Source organism: Paenibacillus mobilis (assembly GCF_058267595.1).
Genome location: NZ_JBZCMS010000005.1, coordinates 43,999 through 58,920, shown reverse-complemented (window position 1 = coordinate 58,920; position 14,922 = coordinate 43,999). Strand labels below are relative to the sequence as shown.

13 protein-coding genes and 1 tRNA gene are annotated in these 14,922 nt (G+C 51.9%); 10 read left to right on the top strand and 4 right to left on the bottom strand.

The annotated features are described in order from the left end of the window. Nucleotides 1-119 precede the first annotated feature (119 nt). The 5 genes from AC3ZPD_RS11120 (at nt 120) to AC3ZPD_RS11100 (ending at nt 5,853) form a co-directional block, all read left to right on the top strand. On the top strand, nt 120-1,109 hold the full coding sequence (locus AC3ZPD_RS11120) for an ABC transporter ATP-binding protein (protein ID WP_490984366.1): 990 nt from the start codon (nt 120-122) through the stop codon (nt 1,107-1,109). Beyond that, a complete protein-coding gene (locus AC3ZPD_RS11115) occupies nt 1,106-2,110 on the top strand; it encodes an ABC transporter ATP-binding protein (RefSeq protein ID WP_490984365.1) in 1,005 nt (334 codons plus the stop codon). Before AC3ZPD_RS11120 ends, AC3ZPD_RS11115 begins: the two co-directional genes overlap by 4 nt. Nucleotides 2,111-2,196: 86 nt before the next feature. Continuing rightward, on the top strand, nt 2,197-3,870 hold the full coding sequence (locus AC3ZPD_RS11110; RefSeq protein ID WP_490984364.1) for an ABC transporter substrate-binding protein: 1,674 nt from the start codon (nt 2,197-2,199) through the stop codon (nt 3,868-3,870). Nucleotides 3,871-3,935: 65 nt separating this feature from the next. After that, nucleotides 3,936-4,940 carry an ABC transporter permease gene (locus AC3ZPD_RS11105; RefSeq protein WP_490984363.1) on the top strand — a complete coding sequence of 335 codons (1,005 nt, stop codon included), beginning with the start codon at nt 3,936-3,938 and terminating at the stop codon, nt 4,938-4,940. 13 nt (nt 4,941-4,953) lie between these two features. Continuing rightward, the gene (locus tag AC3ZPD_RS11100) at nt 4,954-5,853 is read left to right on the top strand and encodes an ABC transporter permease (protein ID WP_490984362.1); all 900 of its coding nucleotides are present in this window, start codon (nt 4,954-4,956) and stop codon (nt 5,851-5,853) included. A 131-nt stretch (nt 5,854-5,984) separates the two neighbouring features. Here AC3ZPD_RS11100 and AC3ZPD_RS11095 read toward each other — a convergent pair whose 3' ends face one another. The 4 genes from AC3ZPD_RS11095 to AC3ZPD_RS11080 all read right to left on the bottom strand — a co-directional run bounded on the left by AC3ZPD_RS11095 (nt 5,985) and on the right by AC3ZPD_RS11080 (nt 8,781). Then, nucleotides 5,985-6,467 carry a glutathione peroxidase gene (locus AC3ZPD_RS11095; RefSeq protein ID WP_490984361.1) on the bottom strand — a complete coding sequence of 161 codons (483 nt, stop codon included), beginning with the start codon at nt 6,465-6,467 and terminating at the stop codon, nt 5,985-5,987. A gap of 26 nt (nt 6,468-6,493) precedes the next feature. Beyond that, on the bottom strand, nt 6,494-7,075 hold the full coding sequence (locus tag AC3ZPD_RS11090) for a thioredoxin family protein (RefSeq protein ID WP_490984360.1): 582 nt from the start codon (nt 7,073-7,075) through the stop codon (nt 6,494-6,496). Nucleotides 7,076-7,232: 157 nt separating this feature from the next. Continuing rightward, nucleotides 7,233-8,339, bottom strand: a complete 1,107-nt coding sequence (locus AC3ZPD_RS11085; protein ID WP_490984359.1) for a hypothetical protein — start codon at nt 8,337-8,339, stop codon at nt 7,233-7,235. A 368-nt stretch (nt 8,340-8,707) separates the two neighbouring features. Continuing rightward, nucleotides 8,708-8,781 (bottom strand) — tRNA-Arg (locus tag AC3ZPD_RS11080). Nucleotides 8,782-9,010: 229 nt separating this feature from the next. On the opposite strand from AC3ZPD_RS11080, the gene AC3ZPD_RS11075 reads away from it, so the two are divergent. The 5 genes from AC3ZPD_RS11075 to ispG all read left to right on the top strand — a co-directional run bounded on the left by AC3ZPD_RS11075 (nt 9,011) and on the right by ispG (nt 14,840). Further along, nucleotides 9,011-9,859 (top strand): hypothetical protein, encoded by an 849-nt coding sequence (locus tag AC3ZPD_RS11075; RefSeq protein ID WP_490984358.1) that lies wholly within the window; start codon nt 9,011-9,013, stop codon nt 9,857-9,859. A 208-nt stretch (nt 9,860-10,067) separates the two neighbouring features. Continuing rightward, entirely contained in the window at nt 10,068-11,372 is a 1,305-nt protein-coding gene (gene tig, locus AC3ZPD_RS11070; RefSeq protein ID WP_490984357.1) for a trigger factor, read from the top strand. A gap of 366 nt (nt 11,373-11,738) precedes the next feature. Beyond that, nucleotides 11,739-12,326, top strand: coding sequence for an ATP-dependent Clp endopeptidase proteolytic subunit ClpP (gene clpP / locus AC3ZPD_RS11065; RefSeq protein ID WP_068697261.1), 588 nt, complete (start codon nt 11,739-11,741; stop codon nt 12,324-12,326). Nucleotides 12,327-12,342: 16 nt separating this feature from the next. Next, complete coding sequence (clpX, locus tag AC3ZPD_RS11060) at nt 12,343-13,599, top strand: ATP-dependent protease ATP-binding subunit ClpX (RefSeq protein WP_490984356.1); 1,257 nt, start codon at nt 12,343-12,345, stop codon at nt 13,597-13,599. A 119-nt stretch (nt 13,600-13,718) separates the two neighbouring features. After that, entirely contained in the window at nt 13,719-14,840 is a 1,122-nt protein-coding gene (gene ispG / locus AC3ZPD_RS11055; RefSeq protein ID WP_490984355.1) for a flavodoxin-dependent (E)-4-hydroxy-3-methylbut-2-enyl-diphosphate synthase, read from the top strand. Nucleotides 14,841-14,922: the final 82 nt, after the last annotated feature.

Sequence of the window (14,922 nt, the reverse complement as noted above, 5' to 3'; positions counted from 1 at the left end):
AGTTTAGTCACCCACTCTGTTTGTTTTTCTCTCTCAAAGGTATCCTGCTTTTGGTTTATACAAAAAAATATGTTCATTAACCTGACGCAAACGACTTTTTTCAAAGAGAAGGGGATGCGATGAACGAATCTGTACTTGAAATCCATGGGTTGCGCACTCATTTTTTTACTTCGCGCGGGGAAGTTCCCGCTGTCGACGGAGTAAGCCTGGTGGTCAGGCGCGGCGAGGTTTTGGGTGTCGTAGGCGAATCCGGCTGTGGCAAAAGCGTGACCTCCTTGTCCGTGCTTAAGCTGATTCCCAAACCGCCGGGCAGAATTGTAGACGGCTCAATTTTGTTTCAGGGCAGGGATCTGGTGCCGATGTCCGAAAAAGAGATGCGAAAAATCCGCGGAGACCGGATTTCCATGATTTTTCAGGAACCGATGTCCTCCCTAAACCCGCTATTTACCATTGGTCAGCAGCTTGTCGAAGCCGTCAAAATCCATTTGGGGTTAAGCCGCAGGGAAGCCCGGCGACACGCGGTAGACATGCTCGCGAAGGTCGGCATTCCAAGACCCGAGTCCGTGATCGACGAGTACCCCCACCAGTTATCCGGCGGGATGAGGCAGCGCGTCATGATCGCCATGGCCATTTCCTGCAGTCCGGAGCTGCTGATTGCGGACGAACCTACAACGGCGCTCGACGTTACGATTCAGGCCCAGATTTTGGACCTGCTAAGACAGCTCAATGAAGAAAACGGGACGGCTCTGATGATGATCACGCATGACCTTGGCGTTGTAGCCGAAATTTGCGACCGGGTGGTCGTGATGTATGCCGGCAAAATCGTGGAGGAGGCGGAAACGGGGCAGCTTTTCGAAAATCCGCTTCATCCCTATACGCAAGGTCTCATTCAATCGATGCCGCTCATGAACGAGGAGAGGGAACGGCTTTACTCCATTCCCGGTCAAGTTCCCGCGATGAGCCTGGAGATGAAGGGTTGCCGGTTTGCCGACCGATGCACTCAGGTCATGCCGATCTGCCGGGAGCAGCTCCCCGAATTGGAAGACAAAGGGGCGGGTCAGCGTTGCCGCTGCTGGCTGTATTCGGCGGTCAAGGAGGATGCGGTATGAATAAGCGCTTAACGGAAGAGCCGCTGCTTGAGGTCAGCGGCCTCAAAAAATATTACCCGGTCGGCAAAGGAATGTTTCAGCGTTCCCAGTCTTATGTAAAAGCCGTCGACGACGTCAGCTTCTCCATTAGGCGTGGGGAAACCTTCGGGCTGGTGGGGGAAAGCGGCTGCGGCAAATCGACGACGGGGCGCAGCCTGCTTAGGCTGATCGAGCCTACTGGCGGAAAAATCGTGTTTGACGGGCAGGAGCTGACCTCTTTTTCCCCCGAGCAGCTCAGACGCAGCCGAAAAGACATGCAAATGGTTTTCCAGGATCCCTTTTCATCGCTGGATCCCCGGCAAAACGTCAAACGGATTCTCGAGGAGCCGCTTAAGGTCCATGGCCTTGGAAGCAGCGCGGAACGCAAAGAACGGATAGAACAGCTGATGGATACTGTCGGATTGCCTGCCGGTCATCTGCAGCGGTATCCCCATCAGTTCTCCGGCGGCCAGCGCCAAAGGATCGGAATCGCCAGGGCGCTGGCCGTTCGGCCGAAGCTGATCGTCGCCGACGAGCCGGTGTCCGCGCTGGATGTATCTATTCAATCCCAGGTCATAAATCTGATGCAGGACCTGCAGCAGGAATTCGGGTTGACTTACCTGTTTATCGCCCACGACTTGAGCGTGGTCAAACATATTTGCGACCGGGTGGCGGTTATGTATCTGGGCCGGATCGTGGAAATTGCCGACAAGAAAGAGCTTTACGACCGCCCGCAGCATCCCTACACGCAGGCTTTGCTGTCCTCCGTGCCTAGCCCGGATCCTAAAGCCAAACGGCAGCGGATTATTCTGAAGGGCGAGGTGCCAAGTCCTGCCGATGCGCCGCAGGGCTGTGCGTTCCATACCCGGTGCCCGCATGCGATGGAAATCTGCCGCCTTCAGAGGCCTGCGCTTGCCGACGCCGGCGGAGGGCATCAGACCGCCTGTTTCCTATACGGCGAGTCGTCCTTATCTGCGGTTTAGAGTGCCACGAATGCCTGAACTCGTTTAAAACCGGCTTACCGCCTGTTTTAATAATTAATCCATGGAAAAAAGGAAGGGGTCTATGAATGAACAAAAGTGCTGGTAAACTGCTTACTCTGATATTGGGATTGACCGTGCTGCTGAGCGCTTGCGGCGGAGGCGGCACCAACAAGGCAAGCGGAGGATCGAACAATGCTTCCGCAAGCGATCAGCCTTCGGCTTCCGAAACATCGTCCGCACCGTCGGCCTCAACGCAGGATACGCTGATCGTCGGCCGGGGCGGGGATTCGGTTTCCCTGGACGGGGCGATCGTGACGGACGGGGAATCGCTCAAAATCGTGCATCAGGTGTTTGACTCCTTGCTGGAGTACAAAGAAGGCACTACAGAGGTTGAACCGGCCCTGGCCGAGAAATGGGAAATTTCACCCGACGGCCTGGCGTATACCTTTACCTTGCGCCAAGGGGTGAAATTCCATGACGGCACGGATTTCAACGCAGACGCCGTAGTGTTTAACTTCAAGCGGTGGAGCGATCCGAAAAGCGAATACAAATTCGAAGGGGATTCCTTCGATTATTATGACTCCATGTTTGGTCCGGACGGCTCCCGCGTCATCAAAGACGTAACCGCCAAAGACGACCATACCGTCGTATTCACGCTCAACCAGCCGCAGGCCCCATTCCTGCAAAATCTGGCGATGACCTGCTTCGGCATTGCGAGCCCGACGGCCATCAAAGAGAAAAAGGAAAACTTCAAAAACGAACCCGTGGGCACAGGCCCGTTTGTCTTCAAGGAATGGAAACGCAACGATTCCATTACGCTGGAGAAGAACCCGAACTACTGGAAAGAAGGACTTCCTAAGCTGAACAAAGTTATCGTTCGTTCCATCCCGGATAACTCCGCACGTTTCAACGCCTTGCAAAACGGAGAGATCGACCTGATGGAAGACGTGAATCCGGACGACCTGACACTGCTGGAAGCCAACACTTCCCTGCAAAAAATCGAACGCCCACCGTTTAACGTGGCGTATATTGGCTTCAATACCAAGAAAAAACCGTTCGACGATCCTAAAGTGCGTGTCGCTTTGAACTATGCCGTCAACAAGCAAGGACTCATTGACGCTTTCTTCGCAGGCCAGGCCAAGCCGGCCGTCAATCCGATGCCGCCTACCTTGTGGGGCTACAATGATCAAATTCAGGATTACACGTATAATCTCGATACAGCCAAACAACTGCTGGCCGATGCCGGCTATCCAGACGGATTGCCTGGGGAATACACGTTTTACGCGATGCCGGTATCCAGACCGTATATGCCGGACGGCAAAAAAGTGGCCGAAGCCATTCAGGCTGATTTCGCTAAAATCGGCGTGAAGGTCAACATCGAATCTCCGGAATGGGCGACCTATCTCGACGATACGAAAGCTGGGGAGAAAGACGATCTGTACATGCTCGGCTGGACGGGCGACAACGGCGACCCGGACAACTTCATTTACACTCTGCTGGATAAAGATGCGATTCCGGGCAACAACCGCGGTTTTTATGTAAACGAAGATCTGCACAAAATTTTGGTCGAAGCGCAGAAAGAAACCGATCAGGCTAAACGCACCGATCTCTACAAGCAGGCACAGACGATCATCCATGACGATGCGCCATGGATCCCGCTCGTGTACACGACGCCAATCCTGGCCGCCAAAGCCAACCTGAAAGGGTTTGTGCCGAATCCGACAGGAACCGAATATTACAGCGGCGTTTATTTTGAATAGTTCCGAACCTGGCGGCCCGTTTACCCGGGCCGTTATACTCTCTGATTCGGCAGGTGAAATGAGGAATGAACTCTTACGTAGTCAAACGTCTGCTCGTATTGCTTCCGGTTCTGATCGGCATGACGATTATCGTTTTTTCTATCATTCATGCGATTCCCGGTGATCCGGCGGAAACCATACTCGGGCAGAAGGCGACCGAGCAGTCGAAAGAGGCGCTCAGGGAGCAGCTCGGTTTGGACAAACCCTGGCTGCAGCAATATTTCATGTATGTGGGCGATTTATTGAAAGGGGACCTCGGGGAATCGATCCGCACCAAGGTTCCGATCGCGAAGGAAATTACGCCGTATCTGGCCGCAACGCTGGAGCTAACTTTTACGGCAATGCTCTTCGCACTGGTGATCGGCATCAACGCGGGCATTATCAGCGCCTGGAAACAAAATTCCTGGTTTGATTATGCCGCCATGCTGCTTGCCCTAATCGGCATCTCGATGCCGATTTTCTGGCTGGGGCTGATGGAGCAGTGGGTGTTCTCCATTAAGCTGCACTGGCTTCCGTCGATCGGACGAATGGATCAGCGCAATCCCCTGGAGACCAAGACGGGCCTGTACATCGTGGATGCCCTTATTCAGGGGCAATGGGGTCAGCTTTGGATCGTCATCAAACATTTGATCCTGCCGAGCATCGCGCTCGGGACCATCCCGATGGCGGTCATCGCCCGGATGACCCGCTCCAGCATGCTGGAGGTCATGAAATCCGATTATATCCGTACCGCCAAATCCAAGGGTTTGCCCCAATTTTTCGTCGTTTACAAACATGCTTTGAAAAATGCCTTCATCCCCGTATTGACCGTCGTTGGCCTGCAGACAGGCTCGCTGCTTGGCGGGGCCGTGCTGACGGAGACGATTTTCGCCTGGCCGGGCGTCGGCCGTTACCTTTATGACGCGATCAGCTACCGCGATTATCCCGTCATCCAATCCGGGATTCTGATCATCGCTTTTATCTTCGTGGTGATCAATCTGATTGTCGACCTGCTGTATGCGGCGATTGACCGCCGCATCAAATACCGTTAAGGAGGGAGGAGCCATGGCAGAAGCTGCAGTGAAAACAGCCGGAGGCACGCCGCCGGCGATTCCTTCCGGGACGGAAGGCCCCTTGAAGGAAACCTGGCAGTCGTTCCGCCGGAACAAGCTGGCGATGCTGGGTTTGATCATCATCACCTTATTTATTTTGCTGGCCGTGTTTGCGCCGTTGATCGCGCCGTATGATTTCAAGGAACAGCAGCTGATGGACCGTCTGAAAGCCCCGTCGGGCGCACATTGGTTTGGAACGGATGATCTGGGAAGAGATTTGTTCACCCGCGTTATCTATGGGGCGCGGATCTCGCTTTGGGTTGGCTTTTTCTCTGTGGTCGGATCAATTATTTTGGGCACTTTTTTGGGGCTCCTGGCCGGCTTTTACGGCAAATGGATGGATATGCTTGTTTCCCGCCTGTTCGATATTTTGCTGGCGTTTCCGAGCATGCTGCTGGCTATCGCCATTGTGGCCGTGTTGGGTCCTTCCCTGCAAAACGCGCTTGTGGCGATTGCCGTCGTCAACATACCGGTTTACGGAAGGCTGGTAAGGGCGAAGGTGCTGGTCCTGAAAAATGAGGAATTCATCACCGCGGCCAGGTCGATCGGCATGAAAAACGGCAGCATTCTCTGGCATCATATTCTGCCGAACAGTCTGACTCCCGTCATTGTGCAGGGCACTTTGGGCATTGCGACGGCTATTATTGAAGCGGCAGCTCTGGGTTTTCTCGGCCTGGGGGCGCAGCCGCCGGCGCCGGAGTGGGGGAAGATGCTTGCGGATTCCCGTCAGTTCATTCAAATCGCGCCTTGGACGGTCATTTTTCCGGGGGTATCGATCATGCTGACCGTATTGGGCTTTAACCTGATGGGAGACGGCCTGCGGGATGCTATGGACCCTAAAATGAAAAATTAGCGCGGGGAGCGGAGCTTCAATTCGGACTCCGAGCCCAGAGTTCCGTACTATATATACTTCAGGCGGTTTGCCTGAACGAAAAAAATCCGCCCCTGCGATAAGCAGGCAGCGGATTTTTGTTATTTTTCCGATTAGCCGAGCAGTTCCTTCAAATCAGCTTCAATAGCCGAAGGTTCGGTCCGGGAGCTGTAGCGTTTCACAACTTGTCCGGTCCGGTCTACGAGGAACTTGGCGAAGTTCCATTCAATGTCGCCGGTCTGATATTCTTCAGGCGTGTGTTCTTTGAGATAACGGTAGAGGGGATGGGTGTTGTCGCCGTTTACCTCCACTTTGGAGTACATCGGAAAGCTGACCTGGTAGTTCAGCTCGCAAAATTGTTTGATTTCCTCTTCCGTGCCGGGCTCCTGGCCGGCAAACTGGTTGCAGGGAAAACCCAGCACCGCAAGGCCGTTGTCTTTGTAGGCATCGTACAAGGCTTGCAGCCCTTTATACTGGGGCGTCAATCCGCAGGCGCTTGCCGTGTTGACGATCAGCAGGACTTGTCCTGCGTAAGGCTGCAGGGTGGCTTGTTCGCCATCGATGGTTTTCACTTGGATATCGTAAATTTCAGACATGTAAATCCCTCCTGAGTTTTGTTTTTTTAAACTAGATCGCAGGCTTCCGCCGGCATCCAATGGGCGTCTTGACCGTTCCATTTCACGTTGCATCCGATCGGATTGGTTACCGGGACGCTGACGGCTTGTCCAGCGGTCAATTCGCTAAGCGCGCGATCCAGATCGTTAACGGTCATAGCTTCGGTATGGCGCGGGTTGTCCACGCCTCGCCCGGTGTAAACCAGCTTTCTGGCTTCGTCAAACACAAAAAAGTGAGGCGTTCGCAGGGCGCCGTAAGCTTTGGCCGTTTCCTGCGTTTCGTCGCGCAAATAAATCCACGGAAAACGGTTGTCTTCCATTCTCGCAACCATATGGTCAAAGGCGTCCAACGGGTTTGTCTGTTCGCTGTTGGCGTTAATCCCGATAAAGGTTACGCCGTCCTTGGTGAATTTATCCGCGGTTTGGCGAGTGATTTCGTCGGAGCCGAGAACAAACGGGCAGCGGTTGCAGGTAAAAAAGAGTACAAGGAACCTGGACCCTTCAAAGCTGCCGAGCGTGTAGCGGTTGCCGTCCGTTCCTTTCAAATTAAAATCGGGAGCGGTTTGGCCGATCTCCAAAGTAAAGCTCATCAAACTTGCCTCCTCAGGCAGCGGGAAGGCTGCATTGATTTTAAGATATTATATAGAAGAGATAGAAGAGAAGGGATCTGGTTTCTCTACTTGTTTATTTTACATGCTTCCCCTTTGGAATTCCAATTCTTCCCTACACTTCCCGTCGGAGCGGGGGTTACATTTCCCGAAAGGTATTTACTATATAAAGATAGTTTTGTTTTTTGGCCTCGAACATATCGGATCTTGTCCACATTAACACCTGCGTGAAATGCTCCTTGGAGGCGACGAGGGTGACCAGGTAGCTGATTTTGACCTTGTTGACCTCTCCGCTGATTACGTACTGCAGCGCATTTAAACCTCCTACGGTAATCTGGCGAGGGACCTCCTGTTTGGCGTTGCTGATGGACTGCTTCATATTGTCGCTGACAAGTTTGGAATAGTCGTTGATCGTGGTATTTTGGGAGAAATCCGAACGGTCTTCCTGCAGCACTACAATATAGTCCTCTGTTGATGGGTGAGAGGCCTGAATGCTGGCTCCGGAGGCCAACCCGGCATCTCGGGTCCAGCCTTCGGGAATCGTTATGCTCGCATGCTGATCGCTGCTGGTGACCAGCGTAATGTCGGCGGCGGCTGAACCCAGTACAGGGAGGGCGACTGCCGAACCTGCGGATTTAATCACCTGGAAAGATTGGATGATGGCTTTAAACTCCTCTTTATACCCGGCGAACAAGTCGGAGGTGGACCAGGTAATGATTTGATAAAAGACTCCGTCCTTCTCCGTGACGGCAGCCAGATAACGCACGTCGACGTTTCGGGCCGTACCATAAAATTCGGCGGTTTTGGCCGGGAGACCGTCAATCGTCGACTCTCCGTCTTCAACGAAATGGTAGTTTGACAGGGCGACTTTGGTGTCGGCGAGCAGCTTTCTTTTCATGCTGTCCAAAGTAGCATTTTTAATGAGGTTGGAAGGCAGCTGGACGATCAGACAGTATTTTTCGTTGGATCGGTCCGACACGCCAAGGACAGCGGATTTGTTAAGGGCATCGTCCCGGACCCAGCCCTGCGGAAAAGTCAGACGGAGATTTCCGCCCGCATCTTCGATTCTATTAACAGATTGTGAAGAATAGGAGGCTTTGGAAATGGCGAGCGCCGAAGACTGGGACCGGCTTCCCGATTGAACCCCGCTTTCGGCCTGGCGGTGGATGCCGCAGCCTGCAAGAAACACGACTCCCGCGATCGCCGCAAGGGCCAGCTGGGTTATGCGAATTACCGTTGTTCTCAAAGCGTAACTCCCCCTTATCATAAAGTGGAATGGAAAGGCTTGTCCGGCAAAGAAGAAGTTTCACCGGCTTCCGCTGCTGAACTGAAACCTGACAGAAAGGCCGGCGAAAGCTAGAATCCTGGAAGAAATGAACGCCTATCATCCGAAATATATGAGGCTCTTAGGAGAGTTATGCTATAAAAAGAAGAATAGGAGGATTGCAGATCGGCATCCCTATAAAAAACGTCCCAGTCGGAGTACACTCGCAAAGCTCGTGACTTCGCCCGGCCCTCCGTCCCGAAGGACTCGCTGCGACGAACCCCTGGGGGTTCTCCTCCCAAGGGACGCAAAAAAAAGCCCTCCCGAAGGAGGGCTTTTCTATAAAAAAACGTCCCAGAAGGGATTCGAACCCCTGACCGACGGCTTAGAAGGCCGTTGCTCTATCCAGCTGAGCTACTGGGACAAATAATAAAAGCGTGCAAAAGAGAATATACCATACTTTTGGCGGGTTAGCAAGGAATATTTAGGGCTCAAGGTTTTTCACTTTTGAAAAGGGTGTGATATAATCTACAAATCATTGATGAAGCGGTGGAAGGGTGTGAACTTTTATTAACGGGAATCGGCAGAGCAGCAAAGATAATCTAGTTTTATTCCCCAAAACGCTTGATTATTACCAGGTAGAACTTACCCGGATGCTGGAAACGGAACGTTATGCGGAAGCGGCGGAGCTGCTTCGTTTTCTGCTGCAGTGCGAAGTGCAGGACCAGCGCCATTACGAGGAGTGGGAAGCGCTGCTGAAATGGCTGCAGGAAGCTTTTCCGGCCTCGGGAGCGGGAAGAGGTCAAGGCGGTCCTCAGATGGACGAAACGGATGAAGCCGAGGAAGCGGACTTTGCGCGCAGGCATGCGGAAATGAAATTTGCAGAGGATCGCGGTTATGCGCGGAAACTGCTGGAGACCGTGACGGAGAAACCGTTATCCGAGCATACCTTTTTGGCTTTGGAGCAGTTGGCTTTTATTCAGGCGCCGGAAATCGACGATGCGCTGATCAAGTGGCTGGAGCGGGAGGGGCGGCATCCGATGCTGCAGTTTCGCGTGCTGCAAACCTTGCGGAGACGCGAGGCGGGCGGGGCGGTCCGTTTATGGAGAGGCGGCGAGCTGGCGACGATCGAGATCGACTCGGTGCCGCTGACGCCGGAAGAATTTCCGCCGGCGGTGCAGGATGTGCTGGACAGGGTTGGGCAGGAAGCCCAGGTGCATGATCCGGCGATGTTTTATTTTGCCCAGGAATTTTGGTTCCAGTTTATTATGGGCGTGTACGGGACGGCCGAATATGCTTCCGTGATCCGCGAGGAAGAGGCGTCATTGGACATTTGGGCGGCCGCGCTGCACCAGACCGTGACGGAAAGCCTGCAGGGAGGAAGCAGCAAAGCGGATGAAGAGCTGAGGGCGGCTTACGGCATCACGGATTCCATGCGTTTAAGATTTGAGCAGGCTCATCGGGCGATGAAACAGTTCGCTTCTACCGGCGCTATTTTCTAAGCTGTCGAAGCAGCCCGCAAACCGTCAGAGATCAGGAAAAGATTAACAGTTCCCAGCGTTATTTCGCCCACTTGTAAAATCAACTATTCTTGATTATAATATAATGGTTATTCTAACGTGAAATTCGATAGGACAAGACTGAAAACGGATAACATCACTCGTTTTTCATTGTCAATATGTGAACAATTTTTGGAGGGGAAAGCATAAAATGAAAGCAACTTGGGAAAAAATAGAGAAGAACCTCGGCGTTCTTGAGGTTGAAGTCGAAGCGGAACGCGTAGCGTCGGCGCTGGATAAAGCTTTTAACAAAGTAGTAAAACAAGCAAACGTGCCTGGTTTCCGTAAAGGTAAAGTGCCTCGGCCGATTTTCGAAGCACGCTACGGTGTGGAGAGCCTCTACCAAGACGCCATCGACATTTTGCTCCCTGAAGTTTACGGTGAAGCCGTTGAACAAACGGATATTTTCCCGGTAGATCGTCCTGAAGTGGATGTTGAGCAGTTTGCAAAAGGACAACCTTTTATTTTCAAAGCTAAAGTGACCGTTAAACCTGAAGTTAAGCTTGGCGAATACAAAGGTATCGAAGCTCCGGCTGCTTCTGCAGAAGTAACCGAAGAAGAATTGAATGCTGAACTTGAGCGTCTGCAGCAGCGCCATGCCGAACTGATCGTTGTTGACGAAGAAGCCGCGCAAAACGGCGACACTGTAGTTATCGACTTTGACGGTTCCGTAAACGGCGTTCCTTTCGAAGGCGGTAAAGCAGAACGTTATTCCCTGGAACTCGGCAGCGGTTCCTTTATCCCTGGATTCGAAGAGCAAGTAGTCGGCTTGGCTACCGGCGACTTCAAAGACGTTGTCGTAACTTTCCCTGAAACATACCATGCGGAAGAGCTGGCCGGCAAAGAAGCCGTGTTCAAGGTGAAAGTACATGAAATCAAACGCAAGCAGCTGCCTGCTTTGGACGACGAGTTCGCGAAGGACGTTTCCGAGTTCGACACGCTTGAAGAGTACAAAGAAGACCTGAAGAAAGAACTGGCTTCCCGCAAGCAACAAGAAAACGAATCGGCTCGTGAGTCCGCTATCGTTGAGAAAGTTGCCGAACAAGCGGAAGTTGACATTCCAAGACCAATGGTGCTTGGCGAAGTTCAAAACATGGTTCGCGATTTCGACAACCGTCTTCGCACGCAAGGCATGAACCTGGACATGTTCCTGAGCTTCTCCGGTCAAACCCTTTCCGAACTTCAAGAACAAATGGAAGGCGACGCCGAGAAACGCGTACGCAACAACCTGGTTCTGGAGCAAATCGCGAAAGAAGAGAACATCACCGTTTCCGAAGAAGACATCGAGCAGGAGCTTGCCAACATGGCTGACATGTACAAGCGTTCTAAAGATGAAATTAAAAATATCCTTGCTGCCAACGGTTCCTTGGGAAGCCTTCGTGAAGAAGTTCAACTTCGCAAAACGATCGAATTCCTGGTTGCGAACAGCAAAGAAACAGAAGCAGCTGCTGAATAAGCTGTCCTCTTGAATCGGAATCAGTTTCATATGAAATAAAAGGGAAGGCACGTAGAATCTTTTGCGTGCCTTCGTTTTTCAAATGCAAGAAATAGTTGAACATTCAGCTCCCCACAAAGTCCTTGAATTCCGGCATCGCGGCATGCCACTTTGTGGGGCGTCTTTTACTCGGGGGAAGGTCTTCTTAAACAATCTTTCGGTTATGCCTCTTGAGTAGGTTGACAAAAAGGACGCAAAGCATATAAATTAGCTGTTGCTGATACAATGTATCACCAAAGCTTCATCTTTGGAAAAATGACATGGACTTTGGAACATGTTAGAATACAGGTGTAGCTGGTGAGATGATATGGAGAAGGGGTCGGTGGCATGAGCTTAGTACCAATGGTTGTTGAACAGACTAGTCGTGGAGAACGGTCTTACGATATTTACTCAAGACTGCTTAAGGACCGGATCATCTTTCTCAGCGGCGCAATCGATGATGAAGTGGCCAATCTAGTTGTAGCTCAGCTGCTGTTTCTGGAAGCGGAAGAACCAGGGAAAGACATTCACTTGTACATCAATTCCCCCGGTGGTTCTATAACGGCCGGCATGGGTATTTATGATACAATGCAGTATATTAAATCAGACGTGTCAACGATTTGCGTTGGAATGGCCGCCAGTATGGGATCTTTGCTCCTTACGGCAGGCGCTCCGGGAAAACGTTACGCTCTTCCGCACAGCGAAGTGATGATTCACCAGCCTCTGGGCGGTGTTCAAGGTCAGGCAACGGATATTGGAATTCATGCCGAATGGATTTTGAAGACGAAAGAAAAAGTCAATCAGATCTATGTGGAACGCACCGGGCAGCCCCTCGAGAAGATACAGCGCGATACAGACCGCGATTATTTCCTGAGCGCCGAAGAGGCTAAGGCTTATGGGATTATTGATAAAGTGATTGATAAGCCTAATATTTGAATAAAGGGGTGTTGTCATGTTTAAGTTTAACGAAGAAAAAGGCCAGCTGAAATGTTCCTTTTGCGGTAAATCGCAGGATCAGGTCCGCAAACTCGTTGCCGGACCGGGCGTTTATATATGTGATGAGTGCATCGAATTGTGCACGGAGATTGTAGAAGAGGAACTCGGTCATGACGAAGAGTTCGACATGAAAGAAATTCCAAAACCACGCGAAATCCGCGAGATTTTGGACCAATACGTAATCGGCCAGGAAGCAGCGAAGAAATCGCTGTCCGTAGCGGTTTATAACCACTACAAACGCGTAAATTCCGGCAGCAAGATTGAAGACGTTGAGCTGCAGAAGAGTAATATCCTCCTTCTTGGACCTACGGGTTCCGGTAAAACGCTGCTGGCTCAAACCATGGCCAAAATTTTGAACGTTCCGTTCGCCATTGCAGACGCGACTTCCTTGACGGAAGCCGGTTATGTAGGGGAAGACGTTGAAAATATCCTGCTGAAGCTGATTCAAGCGGCGGATTACGACGTGGAGAAAGCGGAGCGAGGCATCATTTATATTGACGAAATTGACAAGGTAGCCCGCAAATCGGAGAATCCGTCCATTACCCGTGACGTTTCCGGCGAAGGCGTGCAGCAGGCGCTGCTTAAAATTCTTGAAGGTACGGTTGCTTCGGTTCCACCGCAAGGAGGACGCAAACATCCGCATCAGGAATTTATCCAGATCGACACGACCAACATTTTGTTCATCTGCGGCGGTGCCTTTGACGGTATCGAGCAAATGATCAAACGCCGTGTCGGCAAGAAAGTCATCGGATTTAATGCAGCTTCCGACGGTCAGAAAGAGCTTAAACCAGGTGAATACCTGCAGCTCGTTCTGCCTGAAGACCTGTTGAAATTCGGTCTGATTCCGGAGTTCGTAGGCCGTCTTCCAGTAATTTCCTCCCTGGAGCCGCTGGACGAGAAAACGCTTGTCCGCATCTTGGCGGAGCCTAAGAACGCTCTGGTCAAACAATATCAAAAACTGCTTGAACTCGATAACGTTAAGCTGGAATTTGAACCTAAAGCCCTGGAAGCTATTGCGCGTGAAGCGATCAAACGCAACACCGGCGCCCGCGGCCTGCGTGCCATCATCGAAAGCATTATGCTTGAAGTGATGTACGAGGTTCCGTCCCGCGACGATATCACAAGCTGCGTCATTACCGAAAAAGTTGTGGAAGAGAAAATCATTCCGGAACTTAAAACGGGAAATAATAAAAAACAAGAGGAAAGCGCGTAAGGCCGGTGGTTCAGGCCAAACCGCTGTCCACTAAATAAATGCCCATCCTCCACCTCTAACGGTTTAGCTTAAGCTAGGCCGGTTAGGGGTGGAGATTTGGCGTTATGGGAGAGAGACCTATGACATACCTAAGACATCAAACACGCCCGGTGAAAGTCGGCAATTTGACCATCGGCGGCAACAATGAAGTCCTTATTCAAAGTATGTGTACGACGAAGACGGCTGACGTTGAGGCAACTGTGGCTGAAATTTTACGTCTTGAAGAAGCGGGCTGCCAGCTTGTCCGGGTAACGGTCAACAATGATGAAGCAGCGGATGCGATCAAAGAAATCAAACAACGGATTCATATTCCGCTCGTAGCGGATATCCACTTTAACTACAAGCTTGCGCTGAAGGCGATCGAAAACGGCATCGATAAAGTCCGTATCAATCCGGGCAACATCGGCCGCCGCGAAAAGGTGGAAGCGGTAGTAAAGGCCTGCAAAGAAAAAGGGATTCCGATCCGGATCGGCGTCAATGCCGGTTCCCTGGAGAACCATTTGCTTGAAAAATATGGTTATCCGACCGCGGATGCAATGGTGGAAAGCGCGCTTTACCACATCGGCATCCTTGAAGAGCTGGACTTCCATGATATTATCGTTTCGCTGAAAGCCTCGGATGTGCCGATGGCGATCGAAGCTTACCGCAAAGCGGCCGAAGTGATTCCTTACCCGCTTCACCTGGGCATTACCGAGTCGGGAACCTTGTTTGCCGGCACGGTTAAAAGTTCGGCCGGGATCGGCGCGCTGCTGTCCATGGGCATCGGTTCGACCGTACGGATTTCGCTGAGCGCAGACCCGGTGGAAGAAGTTAAAGTGGCCCGCGAGCTGCTCAAAACCTTTGGTTTGATCTCGAATGCCGCAACCTTGATCTCCTGTCCGACCTGCGGACGTCTGGATATCGACTTGTTCTCCATTGCTAACGAAGTGGAAGAGTATATTTCCAAGATCAAGGTGCCGATTAAAGTTTCGGTGCTCGGCTGCGCCGTTAACGGGCCGGGGGAAGCGCGCGAAGCCGATATCGGCATTGCCGGCGCCCGGGGCGAAGGCCTGCTGTTCCGTTACGGAGAAATGATCCGTAAAGTTCCGGAAGCGGAGCTGCTGTCCGAACTGAAGAAGGAAATCGACATCATCGTGAAGGCTTACGAGGAAACGGGAGAAATTCCGGGACGCAAGCAGCATGGCGCGGCTCCGATTTCTTAAGCAACCTTTAGGAGTCAAGAGCACAGAGGATTTGAACGATAGATCGATTCAGCAAGATATACCGCCCGCTAACCGGGCGGTT